This window comes from Bacillus paralicheniformis (genome assembly GCF_001042485.2).
GTDB lineage: Bacteria > Bacillota > Bacilli > Bacillales > Bacillaceae > Bacillus > Bacillus paralicheniformis.
Window position 1 is genome coordinate 330374 of sequence record NZ_LBMN02000036.1, and the last position, 23833, is coordinate 354206.

A 23833-nucleotide genomic window follows, 5' to 3' on the forward strand; every position below is an offset into this window, starting at 1 on the left:
CATGGGCCGCCCATTTTTAAGCAGCAGGTTAACCATTTCAAGGGGGTTTCTTTAGCTTTTTTCATGATGTCTAGCTGTCGATAGATTCATATTCATTTAATAATTCTTCAAGATCTTCCAACGAGAGTTTGTCATAACCGTAGTCAGAGGACGTTTTTTCGGTTTCATTTTTGCCAGTACAATGGCTGATGACCATTTGCAAACTTTCTTTGAATGCTTGATTCAATTCGCTGATCGTATCTGGAGAATACTCGTATTCGTTAAATGTCGTACTGATCATCAATTGCCTGCCGACAACAACTGAATCGATTTCAACAGAAGCATCTCTTGCACTTTTTTCTCCGATGCTTTGACCTGTTGAAAGCTTTGACGATGAAAATTGTTCAGTCGTCAGATCATGATCGAGCTCACCAAGATAATTGAATAAGATCGGAGGCTTTTCATCCTTTATAAGCCCTTCGTCTTTTCTCAAATACTTGAGGATGCCGTATCCGATTCCATTATTCGGTATTTTCCGCAAAGTTTCTTTCACGATCTTAATCATCACAGACAAGTCTGTTTCATCTTCTAAGTCGATGAATACCGGATACATTGCGGTGAACCAGCCGACCGTTCTCGTAATATCCACATCTTGCAAAATATCATCTCTTCCATGGCCTTCCATAAGAATTTTCAGCCTGTTTTCCCCCGTCAGCTGCCTTGAGGCGATCAACAAAGCCGTTAAAAGGAGATCATTAATCTGCGTATTGTATGCTTTATGCGCATCTTTCAGGAGCTGTTCCGTCTCCATTTGGCTGAGGGATATTCTGAGTGTTCTGCTATTTTCATAGTTATCATGTGCCGCTTGGCGATGTTTAGGGAGGAATGCCATCTTTCCTTTGGATATCTCCCGCCAATATTCTTGTTCTTTCAGGAGCTTTTTGCTGCTTGCGTACTCAGCCAGTTTTTCGGAAAACGTTTTGTACGAATCCGTTTTATAACCGAGCTCTATCGGTTTGCCTTGCAGGGCTTGACCGTATGCCGCTTCAAAATCCTCGAACAATATTCTCCAGGACACGCCGTCTACCAAAAGGTGATGGATCGCAATCAGCAGATGGTCTCCCTCCGTTGTTTTAAACACGCAGAGCTTGATCATTTTGCCCTCGCTGATGGATATGTCTTTTTGAATATTCGTCGCTATCTGATAAACAGTTTCCTCGAGATTTTTTTCCGTTTTCAAAACATAGACATTCAGATCGAAGACGCTGTCTTCCAAGCCGCGGTTATGCTGAATGATTTCACCGTTCTTCTCCCGATAGACCATCCGTAATGCATCATGGTGTTCTGTGAGTTTACGGATAACCTTTTCGACGATCCTTTCAGCAAACCCGTTTTCCCTGTAGAGCATAAACGCTTGATTATAATGGTTTTGCTCCCTTTGATTCGCTTCAAAAAACGACCTTTGCACAGGAGTCAGCGGCACTTGCCCTTGCACGATTTCGCTGGTGCGAGCTTTCGTTTCTTTTTTGACATATTTACTGAGGTGTCTGATGGACGGATTGGTAAACAGATCTTTAACCTGAAGCTTGAGATCGGCTCTTGATAATTTTGAAACGATTTGCAGAGCCTTAATTGAATCTCCCCCGATTTCAAAAAAATTATCGTTGATTCCGATTTTGTCCCTGTCCAGCACCTCCTGCCAAACAGCGGCCAGCTTTTCTTCCGTTTCATTGCGCGGCGCTTTATATCCGCTTGCCGCTATGGCGTCTCCGGCAGGTTCAGGAAGCGCTTTTCGATCGATCTTTCCGTTTGGCGTGAGGGGCATCTTGTTGATTTGAATAAAATAGGAAGGGAGCATATAATCCGGTAAATGATCGGACAAATATTCCCTCAGTTCATTTGCGTTTGTTTTCGCTCGAGCGACAATATAGGCGCACAGGTACTTATGTCCTTTCTTGTCTTCCCGGTCTATAACGACAGCTTCGCTGATGTTTTGATTTTCCAAAAGCTTCGTTTCAATTTCGCCTGTTTCTATTCTGAAACCGCGAATCTTGACTTGGTGATCGATTCTCCCGAGGAATTCGACATTTCCATCAGGCAGCCACCTTGCCAAGTCTCCCGTTTTATACATCTTCCCCCCGGCGGCAAAACGATTTGGAACAAACCTTTCCTTCGTGAGTTCCGGTTTGTTTAAGTATCCCCTCGCGACCCCTTCACCGCCGATGTACAACTCACCATAAACGCCGACCGGCTGCGGGTTTAATGAGGAATCCAATATATAAAATGCTGTATTGTCCAGCGGCTTTCCTATCGGCGTATTCGCAATCTCTGGAATCCGATCCAAAGCTTCTTCATAATAGCCGGAATCGACAGAAGCTTCTGTGACGCCATAGCTGTTGATGATTCTCATCCTTTGTCCGAACCGTTCAACGAGCCACTTATAATCTTTGATCGTGCAAGTGTCAGAACCCATGATCAACAGCTTCATGCTTGAAAGGTCAAGCTTGTGATGATCGATATATTTCATCAAAGGAATGATCAGGCTTGGCGTCGATTCCAACATATGAATGCCGTATTTGTTGATCATGTCATACAGCAGATTCATTTCCAGTTTGACATCATCCGGGACCATATACATTGTTCCGCCGTTGAGAAGACTGCGGCATAAATCTCCTGCGAATACATCAAACGACATGCTGGCAAGCTGGAGCAGGTTAACTGAAAATGATGCCAATTCATAGTGCTTTCTCCAAGTATAGTGGGCATGAATGATATTGCGGTGCTCGACCATCACGCCTTTCGGGTTTCCCGTCGTACCCGAGGTATAGATGACGTATGCCAAATCACCGGGGGAATTAAGATGCTCCAAATTGCTTCCATCCGTGTCGTAAGCATCGGCCTGATCGATTTGGATGATTTCTCCGGCAAAGCTGATGCTGCCAATAAGCTGATGCTGGGTCAGCAATAGATCAGCTCCGCTATCCGTGATAAGATATTGGATGCGCTCTTTCGGAAGCCCCGGATCGATCGGCATGTACGCCCCGCCGGCCTTTAGAACCGCCAATATGCCTGTCACCATTTCCAACGAACGCTCCGCCATGATTCCGACTACTGACTCCCGCTGAACCCCTTTTTTCCGCAATGTTCTGGCCAATTGATTCGCTTTTTCATTTAATTCGCGGTATGTCAACATATGATCTTTGAAGACCGCCGCCGGATGATTCGGTGATTTTTCGGCCTGCTCTTCAAACAGCTCAGAAAAAATTCCCGACGGGTGTTCGGCGTTCGTATCATTAAATTGATACAGCACTGTGTTCCTTTGTTCCTCTGAAAGCATGCTGATTTCGTTTAACGGCTTCTGCGGATGATCGGAAATATCTCTTAGGATATTCACGAAATGCTGCGCCAGCGTTTCGGCGGTTTCTTTTTTATACAGCCTTGTGCAAAATTCCAGGTGAAACGTAATGACGCCTGCGGACTCTGCTGCTGCCAGCGACAAATCGAATTTTGAAATCTGAAACTCCAAATCAACGGGTTCAACATGCAATCCCTCTATATCAGGCTCTGCATCATCCAGCGCCTGCATATCAAACATTGTGTCAAATAAGGCATTTCTGCTGATGTCCCGTTCCAAATCTAATTTGTCTACGAGTTCATCGAAAGGATAATCTTGATTTTCATAGGCGTTAAACGTATTTTCTTTTACATCTTGCAAATACTCAATGAATGTCCTGCCGCCTTTCGGATGGTTTCTCATCGCAAGGGTGCCTACGAACATCCCGACCGTCTGTTCCAACTCCTCCCGGGTTCGCCCCGCAATCGGCGAACCGACAATGATATCTTCCTGTCCGGTGTATTTCGAAAGCAGTATTGTATACCCGGCCAACAGCAGCATATACATCGTGACTCCGTTTTCTTTCGCTGTTTTTTTCAGCTTATCCGTCAGCTCTCTTTCGATTGCAAATGCGATTCGATCTCCTTCATAGCTTTGCATTTGCGGCCTTGGAAAGTCTGTCGGCATGTTCAGAACAGGGATGGCGTCTTGAAAAACGGATAGCCAGTATTCTTCCTGTTTTTTCAACCGGTCTTTTTGACAGGACTCTCGCTGCCACTCGGAATAATCTTTATATTGGATCTTTAACGGTGCAAGTTCCTTTTCTTCATATAAAGCCGCCCATTCTTTCATCAAGATCCCGATTGATACGCCATCGGAAATGATATGGTGCATATCAAGCAGGAGAATGTGTTCGGCTGCGTTCACCCTCACCAGCTCCGCTCTCAGAAGAGGGGCTTTTTCCAGGTCAAACGGTCTGATAAATTGATTCATCCGTTCCCGAAGGCTGCAATTGTCAAGCTCCCGGTATTTCATTTCAAATGTGACCTCTTCGTTTATATTCTGAACGGGTTCGCCATTGATGGTCACAAAGGATGTTCTTAAGCTCTCATGTCTTTTGATTAGCGTTTTGAAGGCCTTCTCGGCCTTTTTCGTTTGGAGCCCACCTCTTATTTTCATCGCAAAAGGCATATTGTAGGCGGTTTGGCCTTCTTCGATTTGATTGAGGATGTACAGCCTTTTTTGAGCGGAAGAAAGCGGGTAGTATTCTTTCTTTTTCGCTTTTAGAATGTCGGATTGAACTTGTTTTTGTTTTTGTACGATATAAGCTGCGATGTCTTTAATCGTCGGATGGCTGAAGATTTCCTTTAGCGTCACTTCGACTTTTAATGCCGCTTGAATTTTCGCGGCCATTGAAAAAGCTTTTAACGAGTGTCCGCCGATGTCAAAGAAATGGTCGTTAATCCCGATCTGTTCCGCTGGCAAGATATCCTGCCAGATCGATAAAAGTAAGGCTTCCGTTTGATTGCGCGGGGCTTCGTAGCGGGCTTGGGCAAATGCCCCTCGATCCGGCTCCGGCAATGCCTTAAGATCAGCCTTTCCATTGATCGTGCGGGGAATTTGATCAAGCTTGATAAAGCAGGACGGAATCATATACTCCGGAAGGTCCTTCGCCAAACGTTCTTGAACCTGCTCAATATCTGCGTTTTTGTTATTGAATGCGATGTAGGCGCATAGATATTTGCTGTTTTCCTGATCTTCCTTCGCCACCACGATGGCTTCATTAATATCGTCGTTCATCAGCAACCGGTGTTCGATTTCTTCCAGTTCGATCCGATAGCCGCGGATTTTGACTTGGCTGTCGATTCTGCCTAAAAACTCGATGTTTCCGTCAGACAGCCATCTGGCTAAATCGCCTGTACGATATACTCTCTCGCCTGATTCGTCCAGCACAAAGGCCGCTTTTGTCAATGTTTCATGATTCAAGTATCCCCTTGCGACCCCTTCGCCGCCGATCAATAGTTCGCCCGGTACTCCAACCGGTTGCGGCCGGCCGTATTGATCTGCAATGTATACTTTATAATTGCTTAAAGGCTTGCCGATAGGAATGCTCGTTTTTTTGCGGTCTGCGCTGCTTAGTTGATAATAGGTTGCACAAACTGTCGCTTCCGTGGGACCGTAAGAATTGTAAACGTCGGCGCCTTTGATGATATTTTCGACGTACTCAAATTTTAATACGTCGCCTCCACTGATAAATTTCATCTGCGGATGAAAGGTTAAGTGCTGATTTTTATCGATTTCATTCAATAGAAGCGGGGAGCAGCTGACAAGTGTGACACGATGCTTCCCGATCGTTTTCACCAGTTCATCAATGTTCAGATCGCTTACTTTTCTGCTGATCACCAAGCGCCCTGAGCAAGCTAAAATAGGGTAGACTTCTTCAGAAAATGCATCAAATGAAAAGGATACGACTTGCAAAACTGTATCATCTTCGCTCAAAGGGATCCTTTTCGTAAAAGCATCAACATAATGAACGACATTGCGGTGAGTCGTCATGACACCTTTCGGCCTGCCTGAAGAACCCGAAGTATAAATTACATATGCCAAATCAGAAGCCTTATTGACATTTGGGAGATTTTCTTTGCTGAAAGATCGGGTGTCTTCGGCGGTTATCAGTTGACGCCCGTCTATTTTTGATTTAAAGGGCTCCTGGGTAACGACCATATCAGCTCCGCTGTCTTCCAGCATATATTTGACTCTGTCCTCCGGATAATCCGGATCAATTGGCAGATAGGCTCCGCCGGCTTTTAAAATTCCGATAATCCCGATGATCATCTCGAGTGAACGGTCTGTCATGATCGCGACAATTGTATCCGGCTTTACGCCCTTCTCTCTTAAAAGCCAGGCCAATTGGTTGGCTTTTTCGTTCAGCTCTCTATATGTCAATTGCTGATCTTCGAATATAACAGCGGGGTGATCGGGTGTTTTTTCAGCCCGCTCTTCAAACAGCCGGCTGAGTGTCTTGTTTTTCGGACCATCTGTCTTCTCATGATTGAATGTATGTAAGATGATGTCTTTCTCCTCTTCCGACATCATCCTAATCTCGCTTAACGCCAGTTCAGGGTGATGAGCAGCGTCTTTTAAAACATTCAAAAAATGTCCGGCCATTCTTTCAATCGTTTCTTTTTTATACAGATCCGTGCAATATTGAAAATCAAATTTCAGGTTGTCTCCATGCAAAAATGCCGTCAGGCTTACATCGAATTTCGCGACATGAAATGGAATATCATACGTGTCAAAATGCCCCCCGCCGGCTTCAGATGCGAAATCATCCGCATGCTGCAGATCAAACATCGTATCAAACAGCGGATTTCTGCTCATGTCCTGTGTCAAGCCCAGATGTTCGATCAATGCATCAAATTGATAATCTTGATTTTCATAGGCGTTCAGCGTATTGTTTTTGACCGTTTGGACATATTCGCTAAATGTCATGTTCCCCGTTGGCCGGTTTCTCAGCGCAAGGGTGCCGACAAACATTCCGATTGTCCCGTTTAAATCGGCATGCGGTCTTCCGGCAATCGGCGAGCCGACAATGATATCCTCTTGTCCGGTGTATTTTGACAGCAGAATGGTGTAGCCTGCCAAAAGAAGCATGTACATCGTAACGCCGTTTTTTGCGGCTATCGTCTTCAGTTTTTTTGTGGTGTCCTGATCCAATTCCACAACCGTTCTGTTCCCTTGAAAGCTTCGGATTTTCGGTCTCGGAAAATCAAGCGGCATATTCAATACCGGAATGTCTCCCCGGAAGGTGTTAAGCCAATACGCTTCCTGCTTCTTCAACCGGCTCTGCTGCTCGATGTCTCTCTGCCACTCTGAATAATCTTTATACTGAACCATTACCGGAGGTAATTCTTTGCCTTCACAGCAGTCTGCGAATTCCTTCATTAATATTCCGATAGAGATGCCGTCTGAAATGATATGATGCATATCAACGATCATCATATGCTCAGCTTCATCCACTTTTACGAGTTCCGCTCTTAAAAGCGGGGCTTTTTCTAATTGAAAAGGTTTGATGAAACGGCTGATTTTCTCCTGAATGCTTTGATCCCCCAACTCGCTGTATTCAAGTCGGAACTCGGCATCCTGTTCGATTTTCTGCACCGGTTCGCCATCGAGCATGACAAAAGAAGTTCTTAACGATTCATGCCTTTTGATGAGCGCTTTCCATGCCTGTTCAATTCGGCTGATTTGAACTTCACCGTTTATTTTTACAGCCAGCGGCATGTTATAGGCCGTTTTGCTGTCATCAAGCTGATTTAAAATGAACATCCTTTTTTGTTCTCTTGACAAAGGATAGGTTCCGCTTTTAGACGGCGCCGCTTTCGGAAAGCTTCGCTCAATGTCCGTTTCGCACGCTTCCAGCGCGGCGATGATGTCTTCTTTATACCGCTTGATTTGCTGTTTTAAGTCAGCCGTCAATAATTCTTGAGGACCGATGATTTTGATTTTGCCCTTGTTATGGTATAAGGTGATATTTTTCTTTTTCAAATCATTTATGAAGTCCATTATGCTCATACTCATCTCACTCCATTCGTCAGACTTGCGGCCAATATCAGAATCGTTTTTTTGCGGAAAATGGGGCAGCTGTACAATCTATCATTTCAAATGATAGATTGTACAGTGCAATTCCATCACACTTCCTCTTCCGCGTACTCCTCACTAACGGCCGATTCGGCTTCAGCGGTTAATACAAAACGCGCTAATGATTTTGCAGTCGGATGTTTAAAGAACGTGCTGATCCTCATATCAATGCCAAACGTTTTGTTAATGGAATGAACAGCTTGCATCGCTTTCAACGAATTCCCCCCCTTGTCGAAGAAATGGCAGGAAATACCCATCCGCTCTGTTCCGAGTACGTCCTCCAAGATGGAAATGATGCGCTGTTCGACATAGTTTCTTGGCGCTTCGTACTCTGCTTCAGTTCCTGCGCTTCTGTCCGGCTCAGGCAGGGCTTTTCTGTCCACTTTCCCGTTTTTGGTGAGCGGCAGCTTGTCCATGTTCACGAAATAGGCGGGAATCATGTATTCCGGGAGCTTTTCACCTAAAAACCCTTTCAGCTCATCAAGGGAAATCTCACGCTTTGCCGTGATATAGGCGCAAATGTACGGGCGGTTCTCTCCGTCTTCTCTGACGGTAACGATCGTCTCGTTGATGTCTTCATGCATCTCCAACCGGCTTTCGATTTCGCCGAGTTCGATCCTGAAGCCGCGGATTTTCACCTGATGGTCGATTCGGCCGATGAATTCGATGTTGCCATCAGGCAGCCATTTCGCTAAATCGCCCGTCTTGTACAGCCTTTCTCCCGGCATAAACGGATGCGGGATGAATTTTTCCGCCGTCAGTTCCTCGCGCTTTAAATATCCTTTGCTTAAACCGTCGCCTGCGATGCACAGCTCTCCGGGAACCCCGATCGGCACGAGCTTGCCGGCTTCATCCATGATCAAGACTGACGTATTCGCCAGCGGGCTGCCGATCGGGATTGTATCGGCTTTTTCATCTATTTCATTGATGAAATAATATGTCGCATATACCGTGCTTTCCGTCGGGCCGTAAACATGAATCAATTTATCCCGGCCGGCATGATCCAGCACTTTTCTCACATGCGGTATCGACGCTCTTTCCCCGCCGAAAAGGATTTTCCGCAGCTTGGCAAGGCAGCCGATATTGATGTCGGCGAGCGTATTGAACAGCGCTGTCGTAATGAACATCACGCTGACTTGTTCTTTTTTTATCACTTCGGCCAGCTCATGTGTATTCAAGACCGTCTCTTTTTCGATCAGGACGAGTGAGGCTCCGTTTAAGAGAGCGCCGAAGATGTCGAACACCGATCCGTCAAACGAATAATTGGACAGCTGGAGAATGGCGTCATCTTCTGTGATGTCGATATAATTGGTATTTTGAACGACTCTCGCCGCACTGTAATGCGGGATGACCACTCCTTTTGGTGTTCCGGTTGAGCCGGACGTGTAGACGATGTACGCTGTATCGCTTGAGCTATTTACACGCGGAAGATTCTCTTCGCCTAGTAAGTGCAACTCGTCCGAACGCAAATCAACGGTTCTTATATCAAAAGGTTGAAGAAGCGAATCTGTTGTTACTAACAATGCCGCACCGCTATTTTTCAACATATAATCGATTCTGTCTCTAGGCGTTTCAGGGTCGATCGGCAAATACGCACCTCCCGCTTTTAAAATGCCAATGATGCCGATGATCATCTCAAAGGAGCGGTCCGCGATGATCGCGGCAATCGAGCCTCTCCCGATCCCTTTTTCCCTGAGGAGTCTCGCGGTTTGGTTTGCTTTCTTATTCAGCTCTCTGTAGGTCATGCGCTGAGAACCGAACACAAGAGCCGTCTGGTCAGGCGTCTTCATGGCCTGTTCCTCAAAAAGCTCATGAAGCGGCTTGTCTTTCGGGTAATTCGTTTTTGTGTCGTTGAATATGTGTAAAATTCTGTGTTTTTCTTCTTTTGACACAAGGTTGATGTCTCGTAATGTTTGTGTCTCATCTTCCGCCACTTGTTCTGCGACGGTGATGATATGCTTTTCTAGTGTTTCGATGATGGTGTTGTCATACACATTTTCGTTAAATGTCAATTTGAGCTTCAGCTGCTCATCTTCTAAAACGCCGGTCAGATTAAAATCATAGTTGGTTCGTTCTTTTCCATGAACACCTTCCAGTTCAAAACCGCTTTCCCCGGATTGGCTTCTGAACAGCTCTTCATCAAACGCATAATTTTGAAAGGCCATGACATGGGTGATCAGCTCTCTTTTCATTTCACTCAGTTCCTGAATTTCCGATAAATTCATATAGCTGTATCGATTGCTTTCGATAGACTCGGCTTGTGTTTTCTTTAACACCTCTTTAAAGCTTCTTGCGCCTTCAAAGCTGATCCGGGTCGGTATTGTATGAATAAACAAGCCGACCATCTCTTCGATGCCGTCAACAGGAGCCTCCCGTCCCGAGACGACGGTTCCGAATACGACTTCATCGGTATTGTTGTATTTGGCGAGAATCATGCCCCAAATTCCTTGAAGAACCGTATTGATGGTGACATGATGCGTCTTGGCGATCCGGGTGATTTTCGTTGTCAGTTCTTTTGAAAACGATATGACTTTTTCTTTGCCGCCATATTCTTCTGACGTTGCGCCGCGATTGAACGCCGGAAGTTCAGACCGCGACTCATACCCTTTTAGATAATCCTTCCAGTATGCCGCCGCTTCTTCTTTATCTTGTTCTTCCAGCCATTTGATATAGTCTCCATACGGCTTCGGCTCTTTTAATCGGCGGGATTCACCTTTCATTATTTTTCCATATAGACTGAACAGCTCGCTCAAAACAATACCCAGACACCAGCCGTCCAGGAGGATGTGGTGATGACTCCAAATCAGCCGATACGATTCGTCATTCATTCTGATCAAACAAACCCTCATGAGGGCTTCACTGCTCAGATCAAAGCCTTTTTCCTGATCTTCTTTTAAATATGTTTCTATGAACCTATGCTGGCGAGTCCGATTTTCGCCTGTCAGATCTATTGATGCGAAAGGCGTTTTCCGTTCTCTAGCTATAATCTGTCTCGGTTCGGATGTGATTTCATATTCAAAAGACGCCCTTAAGATTTCATGCCTCTTCACGATCTCGTGAAAGCTTTCTTCTAAAATGTCCGGATGGACACGTCCTTTTAATTCGATGACAATTTGCTGGAGGTATGCCCCTGATGTCTGATCCATAGCGTTATGAAATAGCATTCCTTTTTGCATGTTGGCCAGCGGATAGATCTTTTCGATTTGAAAAGCGCTGTACTTATCTTTAATACGCTCCAGCTCTTCAAGACCAAGTGAGACATCGCCATAATCGGAAGGCGTCATGTCCGATCCTTCTTTATCAACGCAATGATCGACGATCTTTTCCAGGTTTTCTTTGAATGATTGATTGAGTTGTTCGATTGCGCTTGTTTGGTATTGGTCCTGGTTGAACGTCGTATAGATTGTCAATTCGCCGTTTAAAGAGATCGCATTCATTTCGACGGCGCAGTGCCTAGCGATTTTTCCGCCGATGCTTTCGCCCGGTGAAAATGGCGACTGGGAAAATACTTTTCTATTCATATCATTGTTCATTTCTCCAAAATAGTTAAAAGAAAGCGGAGCCTGAGTTTGTATTTTCTGAAGCTCTTCTGTCATGTATTTTAAAACGCCGTAGCCGATTCCTTTATTCGGTATTTTTCTCAACGTTTCTTTGACCATTTTGATATTTTGCGATATTTCTTTTTCTTCTCCCAAATCGATAAAGACCGGATAAACCGTCGTAAACCAGCCGATCGTTCTCGTGATGTCAACACCGTCTAAGATGTCCTCCCTGCCGTGCCCTTCCATCATGACCTTCAATTTGTTTTCTCCGGTGATATCCCTGACTGCGGCGATTAATGCCGTCAGCAAAATATCGTTGATTTCCGTGTTGTAGGCTTTGTTTGCGTTTCGCAAAAGTTTTGCTGTCACGTCTGGGCTGATTCTGATGCACAAGGTCGCGCTGTGTTCAAACGTGTCTCGTTCAAGCTTTTCAGCAGGAATAAATGGAGCATCCGCTTCCAGGGCCTTTTGCCAATACTCCCTTTCCTTTAACAGCCTGCGGCTTTGGGCATACTTCTTCAATTGACGGACGAACTCTTGGTATGAATCCGTTTTATATCCGATGTCGAGAGGTTCGCCTTTCAATGCCTGAAGGTACAATGTTTCAAAATCCTCGAACAAAATTCTCCACGATACGCCGTCAACGACAAGATGATGGATCGCAATGAGTAGGTGATCGCCCTCATCAGCCCGGAAGATGCCAAGATGAACGAGTTTTCCTTTTCTAATCGATGATTTTTTTTGAATGCTTGTCGCCAGCTCAAACACCTTTTCCGCTTGATTGTCAAGGCCTCTTACATCATAAACATCCAGGTCGAACAAGTTTTCACGATAGCCTCTGTTGTATTGAATGATGTCTCCGTCTTTTTCTTCATAGATCATTCTTAACGCGTCATGCTGCTCCAGTATTTTATTGAAGGCTGTTCTGACGATGTTTTCGTCATAGCCGTCTTTTCTAAAGAGCATAAATGACTGGTTGAAGTGGTCAAGCTCCTCTTTGTTGTTCGCAAAATATCTCTTTTGGATAGGAAGCAGTTCCGTCTCACCTGTAACGGGTTTGTTATGTTTGCGATGTCTCGTTTCTTCTGTGATCAATCGGCTGAGATCCTTTATTTTCGGATTGGCGAACAGCGCCTTCATCTCAAGTTTCAGGTTCATCTTTGCCAGCCTGGAAACGATCTGGAGCGCCTTGATCGAGTCTCCCCCTGCCGCAAAGAAATGGTGGCTGATCCCGATGTCCTCGGCACCGAGAATCTCTCTCCAGACTTGCACGAGTTTTCGTTCGATTTCATTTCGGGGCGGATCGTACCGAGTTCCTTCTATTAAATTTCCGTCCGCCTCAGGCAGTGCGCTTCTATCCACTTTACCGCTTGGGGTGCGCGGGAGCCTGTCAAGCTTAACAAAATAGGACGGAATCATATAATCAGGCATTTCCCTTTCAAGAAATTGTCGTACATTAGCTGCAGGCAATTCCTGATCAGACGCGAAATAGGCGCATAAATAGCTGTTGCCGTTTTGATCCTTTCCTGAGATCACCGCCGCTTCTTTAATCTTCTCATGTGACAAGAGCTGCTGTTCCACTTCGCCAAGCTCTATTCGATAGCCGCGGATTTTCACTTGATGATCGGCGCGTCCCAAAAACTCAATCTGTCCATCAGGAAGCCACATCGCCAAATCTCCGGTTTTGTACATTTTTTTGCCCGGCTCAAATGGATGGTCGACAAACTTTTCCGCCGTAAGCTCAGGTCTGTTTACATACCCTCTGGCAACCCCTTCGCCTGCTATGCATAGTTCTCCGGCAATCCCAACCGGCAGAGGGCGGAGGTCTTTGTCCACAATATAGATGCTTGTATTGAGAAGCGGTCTGCCGATCGGAATGGACGGTGTTTGCGGCACTTTTCCCGATTCGATTTGATGTGAAGCAGCATCAACACAGCACTCTGTCGGGCCGTATACATTCGTGATATTGCATGACAGATTCGGGAATTTATGAAATAGGCCGCCTATGACATCAGGTGTTAAAGCATCTCCGCCGACAATCAATTCCTTCAGATCGAATTCGAGTTCCGTTTTGTCTACATACGCCAGCATGTTTAAATGAGCAGGCGTCATGTCCGATACATTGATGTTGTTTTTCGAATAATACTCAATTAAACTCATCGCATCCCAAGCTGTCTCGCGCGGGACGATGCAAAGGGTATGCCCGAAGAGAAGCGCTGCGAATATTTGTTTGACAGAGGCATCAAATATATAAGGCGCAACCAGTGCTACATTTAAATGAGCATCGAGATGATGGTAAATTCTTTCATTTAATCCATGAACAAGATTGTTCACACTATGATGCTCGATCATGACGCCTTTCGGTTGTCCAGTGGATCCCGATGTATAGATGACATATGCCAAATGCTCCGGCTTGATGTCATGCTTAAGGTTTTCCACGTGGTCATTTTGTCCGGTTTGATCAATCCGGATGATGTCTCCGGCATAAGCTTCACCCAGATCCACATCGCCTGCCGCGCATAATACGCTGACATCGCTGTCTTTTAACATGTAGCTTATTCTTTCCTGCGGATACGCCGGATCGATTGGCAGATAGGCTCCGCCAGCTTTCAAAATACCCATAATACCGACGATCATTTCGATTGACCGTTCTGTGAGAATCCCTGCTATCACATCAGGGCCTACTCCTTTTTGACGCAAGGTGAAAGCCAGGCTGTTCGCCCTTTCATTCAGCTCCCTGTAAGAAATCGTTTCATCCCCGAAGGCAACCGCCGGATGATCAGGCGTTTTTTCCGCCTGCTTTTCAAACAGCTCCGGTATCGTCATCTCTTTGCAGAACACACCGTCTGTTCGGTTAAAATCATACAGAACCCGATGTCTTTCACCCTTTGTCAGGACATCTATCTGATTGATGGCAATGTCCGGATGATCCGCCGCTTGTTCCAACAAGCTGATCAGGTGTTCAGATAGTCTTTCCATTCTTTCCTTGTTGAATAGCGTCGTTGAATACTCAACTTCCAATCTTAATCCGTCTGCCGCTTCACTCGCAGTCACTGTGATGTCAAACTTGGAAATACCGCGCTTGATCTCCACCAGCCTGCTTCTCAGCCCCTCTGCTTCAAACGGCTTTACGTCTGTGTTATGGTACACGAGCATCGTATCAAAGAGCGGGTTTCGGGCCATGTCCCGTTTGATGTTTACTTTTTCTACAAGCTCTTCAAACGGATAATCCTGGTTTTCATAAGCCTGAAGCGTGTTTTCTTTTACCTCTTGCAAATAATGTCTGAAAGTCTTTTTCCCTTCCGGATGGTTTCTGATCGCCAAGGTATTGACAAACATGCCGATGAGATGTTGAATATCCTCATGATTTCTCCCTGCAGCCGGAGTCCCGACGATGATATCTTCCTGACCTGTATATTTGGAAAGCAGTGCTGTATAACCGGCCAACAGAAGCATGTACATCGTAACGCCGTTTTCTTTCGCCATATGCTGAAGCTTGCGGAATGTTTCACTTTCGATTGCTGCAGTGACGGTGTCACCTTCAGAGCTTTTCGTCAGCGGCCTTTTATGATCTGTCGGGAGATCAAGGACCGGGATATCGCCTTTATACGTCTTCAGCCAGTATTCTTCCTGTCTTTTCAGCTCCTCGCTGCGGGCATGGCTATTTTCCCATTCTGCGTAATCTTTATATTGAATATGGAACGGCTTCAGTGATTTCCCTTCATAAAGCGCTCCCAGCTCTTGAATGAAGATGTCGGTGGACACGCCATCGGAAATGATATGGTGCATATCGAACATCAGCAAGTGCTCACGTTCATTCAATTTGACGACCTCCGCCCTTAAAAGCGGTGCTTTTTCCAAATGAAACGGCCTGATGAAGCTTTTGATTTTTTCTTCGGCGCTTTCTTTGCCGATGTCACTGTATGCGACTTGAAAATCGATCTCTTTTTCAATCTGCTGCATCACCTCACCGTCGATCATGACAAATGAAGTTCGAAATGATTCATGTCTTTTGACCATGTTTTTTAATGTATTCTCAAATCGGCGGATATCAAAATCGCCTTCGAGCGTCATGGCAAAAGGCATGTTATATGCAACATGACTGCCTGTTTGAGAAAGGATATAGAGCCTTTTTTGCGCTGAAGACAATCGGTAATATGGTTTTTCTTCGGTTTTTCCTATCGATGTAAAAGCACTTTCCTTCGCCGCACCGATATATTCCCTCAGCCCTTTAATCGTCGGGGTTTCGAATATTTGTCTTAAAGGCAGCTTGACATTCAGTTCTTTATGAATGGTTGATACCAAAGCGGCGGCTTTAAGCGAATGCCCGCCGGCTTCAAAGAAATGGCTGTTGATCCCGATTTTATTGATTCCTAAAGCCTCTTCCCATATGGAAACAAGTTTTTCTTCCATCTGATCCCGCGGCGCTTCGTAGCGGCGATCCATTGTGACGCTCCGTTCCGGAACCGGAAGGCTTTTCTTATCCACTTTTCCATTCACGGTAAGCGGCAGCCCGTCAAGCTGGACAAAGTACTGAGGAATCATATAATCCGGAAGGCTTTTCTTTAAAAACGCTCTGATCTTCTCCGGTTCGACTTCCTTTTTAACCGTTACATATGCGCAAAGATACGGGTCATGATCTCCGTCTTCTCTTGCGATGACCGCCGCTTCTTCAATCTTTTCATATTTAAGCAGCCGGTTCTCGATCTCGCCGGGTTCGATCCGATAGCCGCGAATCTTAACCTGCTGGTCAACCCGTCCCAAAAACTGAATGTTTCCATCCGGCAGCATTTTGGCAAGATCACCTGTGCGGTACATTCTTTCCCCGGGTACAAACGGATTTTCGATGAATTTTTCCCGAGTCAATTCCGGTCTGTTTACATACCCGCGGGCCAGCCCTTCCCCGGCGATGCAGAGCTCACCGCTGGCTCCGAGCGGACAAAGCTGAAGGTCTTTGTTCAATATATACACTTTGACGTTATCGATCGGTTTTCCGATTGGAATATTTTGATGCGATTTGTCTATTGGAAAACTTGTAGCAACAACTGTATTCTCCGTCGGTCCGTAATTGTTTACGATTTGATAGCTTTTTTCTTTAAAGACGTTTAATTTATCTCCACCCGTTAACAGCGTTCTTAACGAATGATTGTCAAGCGCTGTAAATTGTTCGCAGACTGGTGTCGGCAAAAAGCTGATCGTAATATGATGGTCATGAAAATACCGGTTCAGCTTTTCAACATCCAGCCTTGTCTCCTGATTGAGGACATGAACGGTGGCTCCCGCTGTTATATAAGGGAACAGCTCCCAGACAAAAGCGTCGAAGCTGATGCTCGCATAAATGGAGCTGTTGTCGTTTTGTCCGACTTCAAAACAGGATTGATGCCAGCTGCACAAGTTGATCAATGATTGATGTTCGATCATCACGCCTTTTGGCTTTCCCGTTGACCCCGACGTATAGATGACATATGCAAGGTCGCCGCTTTGATTGACATTGTCAATGTCTGACCGATCCTGCCCGGCAATCCTCTCATCATCCATATGTATCAACTCGATCGATTCCGCCGTAAGCTCCTCGGCAAGCGGAACGTCAGAGATGATGACTTTGACTTCACTGTCAAAAGCCATGTATCTCATCCGCTCCAGAGGATACTCAGGATCAATCGGCAAATAGGCGCCGCCTGCTTTCAGCACACCGAGAATCGCTGCGATCATATCTGACGAACGCTCCATCATGATCCCGACGAGCGTATCCGGCTTGACACCTTTTTCTCTCAAAAGCCTTGCCACTTGATTTGCTTTTTCATTCAACTGTCGGTACGTCAGTTTTTGATCTTCAAAAACAACTGCAGTGTGATCTGGTATTCGTTTTGCCTGCTCCTCAAACAGCTGGTGGATTGCTTTTCCTTTTGGATATGCCGTCTTTGTATGGTTAAAGGACTCTAAAAGTGTCCGTTTTTCTTGACGGGATATCATGTCGATTTGATGTAAAGCAACATCAAGGTTTTCTGAAACTTCCTCTAAAATCCTGAAATAATCTTCCGCTATCTTTTGAATCGTCTCGTCCTTGAAAAGACTTGTCGAATATTCAATGTTCAATACGATCTTTTGTTCAAAATCCAACACATTAAAGATCATGTCAAATTTTGCATTGTCCAGTTCAAAGATGATCGGACTCAGCTTGACATCGCCTTTCTGTTTGGTAAACATCCTGGCATCTTCCAGAACAAACATCGTGTCGAACAAAGGATTGCGGTTAGACTCCCGTACACCATTGAGTTTGCGGATCAAATCATCAAACGGATACTCGGAATTGTCAAAGGCCGCAATCGTACGCTCTTTCGTCTGTTGCAAAAATTCTTTAAAACTGTAGGAAGTATCAACCTCGTTCCGCAAAGCAAGTGTATTAACAAAAACGCCGAATACATCTTGCAGATCAGGATGCAGCCTTCCCGCAGCAGCGGTTCCGACAACGATATCTGTTTGATTTGTATATTTATTTAAAAGCACATAATATGCGCTCAGCATCACCGTATAAAGAGTTGTTCCATTATGTTTCGCCAGCTTCCTTATATGATCTGACAGTTCCCGCTCCATTTCCAAAAACACGCTGCTTCCTTCAAACGTGTCGATATGATGACGTTTATAGTCATAAGGAAAGTCCAGCTTTGACGGTATATCGCGATAAACGTCAAGCCAATAGGCTTCCTGCTTTTTCATCGCGGCTGATTGATTAAATGTATGATTCCATTCCACATAATCTTTATATTGCACATTTACTTCCGGCAATGGCACATTGCTGTAAAGTTCCAATATTTCATTCATCAGGATGCCTTGAGAAACCCCGTCACTGATGATGTGGTGGAAATTTATGACCAGTATATGCCTAATATCGTCGATTTTGATCAGCTTGGCCCTCATAAGAGGCGGCCGGCTTAAATCAAAAGGCTTAATGGATTCTTTACAGTACCTGCTTGTGATCTCCATTAAAGCATGCTGATCTGTAATCGAAGCGTCTAAGCACTCGTATTCCAGGCGGAAGTCGACATTCTCATAAATTTTTTGGATGAGTTCATTGTTTTGGATTTCAAACCCGGTTCGCAATATTTCATGTCTTTGCAAAAATGTCTTCAATGCGTTTTCGAGCTGCATAGCGTTTATCCGGCCTTCGACAAGAAGGGCCATCGGAATATGGTAAGCTCCCCTTTCATTTTCCAGCATCGACAGCATATACATTCTTTGTTGGGCAGGGGATGTCGGATAATACTCTTTTTCGCGAGCCTTTTGAATCGGATGTTCCATATCGCTTTCTTCTCTGTTTTTCAAATAGTGGTCCAAAGCGATGATTGTATCATTTTTAAAGATTTCGCTGATCGGCATCTCAACATTCATTCGTTTGTTGATTTCCGTGATGATGGATATCGCTTTGAGTGAATCTCCGCCGATTTCATAATAGCTGACATCGAGATTGATGCTGTCCAGGCCAAATATATCTTTCCAAATCTCCAGAAGCATGGCTTGTGTTTCATTCTCCGGCAGCATCCGTCCGCCTCGTTGACCTTCATCTGCGGTATGTTGTTCAGCCAAGTCATGGAGCGTGCGCTTATCGACTTTTCCGTTTACAGTTAACGGGATTTCCTCAATTTGCACGAATTTCGCAGGAATCATATAGTCAGGCAGCGTTTTTTGCAAAAATTCCTTTACATCTAATTGGCTGATCGCGTTCTCGGCTACAACAAAAGCGTATAAGTTTTTGATTCCGTCCGGACTTGTATAATCAATAACCGATGCCTTCGTAATCTCCTGATGGCTTACGAGAGTATTTTCAATTTCCCCCATTTCCACTCTGTAGCCTCTGATCTTCACCTGGCTGTCTTTTCTTCCGAGAAACTCTACATAACCGTCCTCTTTCAAGACGCCGTAGTCACCCGTTTTATAGATGTAACCTAATTCCTGATGCTGGATAAATGAATGCTCCGTTTTTTCTTGATCATGAATATACCCGCTTGCTACCCCCGCTCCGCCTATATACAGCTCTCCTTCGACACCGACGGGACATAATTGTTTATTCTGGTTCAATACGTATATTTTTTGATTGGCCAGCGGTTTTCCATAAGGAATGCTTTTCCAGTCTTCCTCTACTTTTTGAATCGGATAGTAGATCGACCAGATGGATCCTTCTGTTGCGCCTCCCAAACTAATCACTTCTGCGTTTTTAAACGTCTTCTTTATGGTTGCAGGCAACTGAAGCGGTATCCAGTCTCCGCTTAGCAGGATGAGTCTGAGATGATGATTGAGTTCGTTGTCCGGGTATACATCAGCCGTCATTCCCATAATCGCCGGAACAGAATTCCAAATTGTAATCCGTTCTTTTTCGGCTGTCTCTTTCAGACTGAATACATCCCTTTGGTCATCAATGATGACAAGTGAGGCCCCGCTGCTTAAAGCGCCAAACACGTCATAAACAGATAAATCAAAGCACAAGGAGGAAATGCCCATTATGTTATCTTGTTCTGTGACGTTGAATTTTTCATTGATATCGAGAATGGTATTCGCTGCGGCACCATGCGTAATCTGAACGCCTTTTGGCTTGCCTGTGCTTCCTGACGTAAAGATGACATATGCCATGTCATCCAAATCGACTTTTCGGTCAACCGGCGCTTTCGAGAAGCGCTCGATATGTTCTTTGTCATACACGTCATGGCTGATGAAGAATTTGCAGTTGCTTTTTGATTGGATATACGCCTTTCTTTCTTCCGGATAATCCGGATCGAGAGGTATATAAGCCGCTCCAGTCTTCAATACAGCCAATAAATTGACAATCGTCCCCAGGCTTCTTTTGCCGATGACACCGATATAGTCGCCCTTTTCAACCCCTTTTCCGATGAGAAATCTTGCGACCTGGTTGGATTTTTCGTCAAGCTCCTGATAGGTCATCACCTCATCATGATGCTTGAGTGCCATTCTGTCAGGTCCATGTTTAACCTGGCCGGTAAACAATTCGTGCAAGGGCTTGGCATCGAAAGATTGGTCTGTGTCATTATAGGCGCTGATCATTTGGCGGCTTTTTTCATTCATTTGGATGGTTGAAACGTCCTCGCCGGATACGGCTTTCTGGATGACAGCGATATACTGGTCAAACATCGATTCAATTACTTCATGTTCAAAAATTTGCTCCACATAGTCCCATGTAATATAAAGGCCGCCGTTTATTTCATAAACTTGGTTGTCAATGTATACTTGCGACGTTCTCGTGCTAAAGAAATGAATGTTGTCAAAATCGACAAGACTGTCAAATGAGTCGTCGGGATTTTCACTCAGCACGCTTGTGAATACGATCGGCATGACCGCTTTTTTATTCATGCCATTCTTTTTGGCGATGTTTCTGATCACATCAACCCCGTCATAATGTCTGTGTTCCAGTGCTTCCAAAAGCGTGTCCTGTACATTTAAAGCAAATCTCCAGAAAGAGCTCATGTTTTCTTCCGCATGGATGTCCAGCAGCATTAAAGAGGTAAAATCTCCGATCATGTTCTTGACATCCGGATGAAACGGGATTCTGTTAAATACGGTTAAATTGATAGCAAAATGATTTTGCCGGCTCCAATAAGCTAATATATAGGCATATGCAGCACAAAGGACGGAAGTCGGCGTGAGATGATGATGCCGGGCTTTCTTTTTTAATTCATTCCATGTATGTCCATCCAAAAACGTTGAAAACTTCTTGAACGAAGGTTTCGCTACATGGGCTGGATCAGATTTAAGAGGCAGCTCAGGCGCACTTGGAAAATGATCCAGTTTATCCAGCCAATATTGTTGATCTTTTTGATATCTGCTTGTTTGCTTAAAATTGATTGAGGCCAAAACATAATCTCTGAAGCTGTATTCTAGTGAAGGCAGTTGGAGGCCGGGGTTTTCATATAGTTGTTTAAACTCTCTGATTAATCGTTTCATACTGCTGTCATCGCAAATGAGCGGGTCCACATTGAGGAAAAAATATTTTTTCTCTCCAGGCAGCATAAACGTTTTGAGTTCAAACAAAGGCCATACACTTGGATCAATGATTTTTGATGTCATCTTCTCCCGCTGTTCTAAAATTCTGACGTTGATTTCTTCTTCTGTGAAACCTCTTAAATCCTGAGTTTCGATCGTATAACGTTGTGTTGCTTCGAGAATTTTTTGCGTTCCGTTTTCAAATACGATCGTGCGGAGAATCGGATGCCTGTCAATCAGTTTTTGCAGTGTCAGCTGAAATCGATTCAAATCGACATCAGCTTCAAATTCGACAGTTAAATTCGTAGCGACTCCGCCGATTTCGAACGTCTCATCCCTGCCAACCAAATAAGCCAGCTGAATGCCTGTGAGCGGGAATATTTCATGGATATTTTCCGGATCGGCAGCCCTTGTCACGAGAGTGTCGCCCTTGTCTTCTTGGTGATTAGCTTCGATAAAAGCGCTCAATTCCTTTATGGTCGCAAGCTTAAATAGCTGATGCAGCGGAATTTCAACATTCATTTTTTCCTTTATTTTGGCGATGAGCTCCATCGCATGCAATGAATGTCCGCCCATTTGTGCAAAATGATCATGAATGCCCGCTTTTTCAACGTGCAAAACATCCTGCCAAACAGCTGCCAGCTTTTCTTCCGTTTCATTTCGCGGCGCTTCATATTCGTTTTCCGCCCCCGCCGTTCTGTCCGGCTCAGGCAGAGCTTTTCTGTCGACTTTCCCGTTTTTGGTGAGCGGCAGCTTGTCCAATTTGACAAAATATGCGGGAATCATGTATTCCGGAAGCTTTTCACCTAAAAATCCTTTCAGCTCATCAAGGGAAATCTCGCGATTCGCCGTGATATAGGCGCAAATGTACGGGCGGCTTTCTTCGTCTTCCCTGACGGTGACGATCGTCTCATTGATGTCTTCATGCATCTCCAGCCGGCTTTCGATTTCGCCAAGTTCGATCCTGAAGCCGCGGATTTTCACCTGGTGGTCGATTCGGCCGATGAATTCGATGTTGCCGTCTGGCAGCCATTTCGCTAAATCGCCCGTCTTGTACAGCCTTTCTCCCGGAATGAACGGATGCGGGATGAATTTTTCCGCCGTCAGTTCCTCGCGGTTTAAATATCCTTTGCTTAAACCGTCGCCCGCGATGCACAGCTCGCCGGGAACCCCGATCGGCACGAGCTTGCCGGCTTCATCCATGATCAAGACCGACGTATTCGCCAGCGGGCTGCCGATCGGAATCGTTTCCGCCTCATCGTCTATCTCGTTGATGAAATAATATGTCGCATATACCGTGCTTTCTGTCGGGCCGTAAACATGAATCAATTTATCCCGGCCGACATGATTCAGCACTTTTCTTACATGCGGTATCGACGCTCTTTCCCCGCCGAAGAGGATTTTTCGTAAATTCGACAGACAGTCGACATGAATGTCGGCAATCATGTTGAACAGTGCCGTCGTAATGAACATCACGCTGACCTTCTCCTCGTTGATAGCGCTTCCAAGTCTATTGATGTTCAATAGCGCTTCCTTCTCAATCATGACCAGCGACGCTCCGTTTAATAAAGCGCCGAAGATGTCGAACACCGATCCGTCAAACGAATAATTGGACAGTTGGAGAATGACATCGTCTTCTGTGATATCGATATAATTGGTATTTTGAACGACCCTTATGACACTGTAGTGCGGGGTGATGACGCCTTTTGGCGTTCCCGTGGAACCTGATGTGTAGATAATATAGGCGGTATCGCCGGAATCATTGACAGAACTGAGCGGTTCTTTACTGAATCCGTCTGAAGCCTCTCTGTCCAACTGAACGATGTCAGCCTCACAATCGATTCCGTCCGCCGCTTTTCCTTGCGTAAGCAGCACCGCGGCTTTCGTGTCGCTGAGCATGAAGGCAATTCTGTCTTTCGGCGTTTCAGGGTCGATCGGCAGATACGCACCTCCCGCTTTTAAAATACCGATGATGCCGATGATCATTTCAAAGGAGCGGTCCGCGATGATCGCGGCAATCGAGCCTCTGCCGATCCCTTTTTCTCTGAGGAGTCTCGCGGTTTGGTTTGCCTTCTCATTCAGCTCTCTGTAGGTCATGCGCTGAGCACCGAACACAAGAGCCGTATGGTCAGGCGTCTTCATGGCCTGTTCTTCAAAAAGCTCATGAAGCGTCTTGTTTTTTGGATAATCGGTTTTTGTGTTGTTAAAATGTAGGATCAGTTCTTTTTCATTCTCTGTCATTTTGTGAAATACCCCATTTTCTAATGAATGTTTAGCAACCATATAAAAATTCTCCTTTTTGATAAAATATTCACCATAATATTGGTCTGTAGTTGCTCTTTTACCG

At 45.1% G+C, this 23833-nt stretch carries 2 protein-coding genes; both read right to left on the bottom strand.

Annotated features, from left to right (window positions below; genetic code table 11):
• Positions 1-70: 70 nt before the first annotated feature.
• Positions 71-7888, bottom strand: a complete 7818-nt coding sequence (gene bacB, locus ACH97_RS20595) for a bacitracin non-ribosomal peptide synthetase BacB (protein WP_050821200.1) — start codon at positions 7886-7888, stop codon at positions 71-73.
• A 116-nt stretch (positions 7889-8004) separates the two neighbouring features.
• A complete protein-coding gene (gene bacA / locus ACH97_RS20600) occupies positions 8005-23769 on the bottom strand; it encodes a bacitracin non-ribosomal peptide synthetase BacA (protein WP_057957862.1) in 15765 nt (5254 codons plus the stop codon).
• Positions 23770-23833 lie beyond the last annotated feature (64 nt).

Bases quoted from the DNA above. Each gene is read 5' to 3' on its own strand.
- bacB (WP_050821200.1), bottom strand. From the start codon at position 7,888: ATGAGCATAATGGACTTCATAAATGATTTGAAAAAGAAAAATATCACC.
- bacA (WP_057957862.1), bottom strand. From the start codon at position 23,769: ATGGTTGCTAAACATTCATTAGAAAATGGGGTATTTCACAAAATGACA.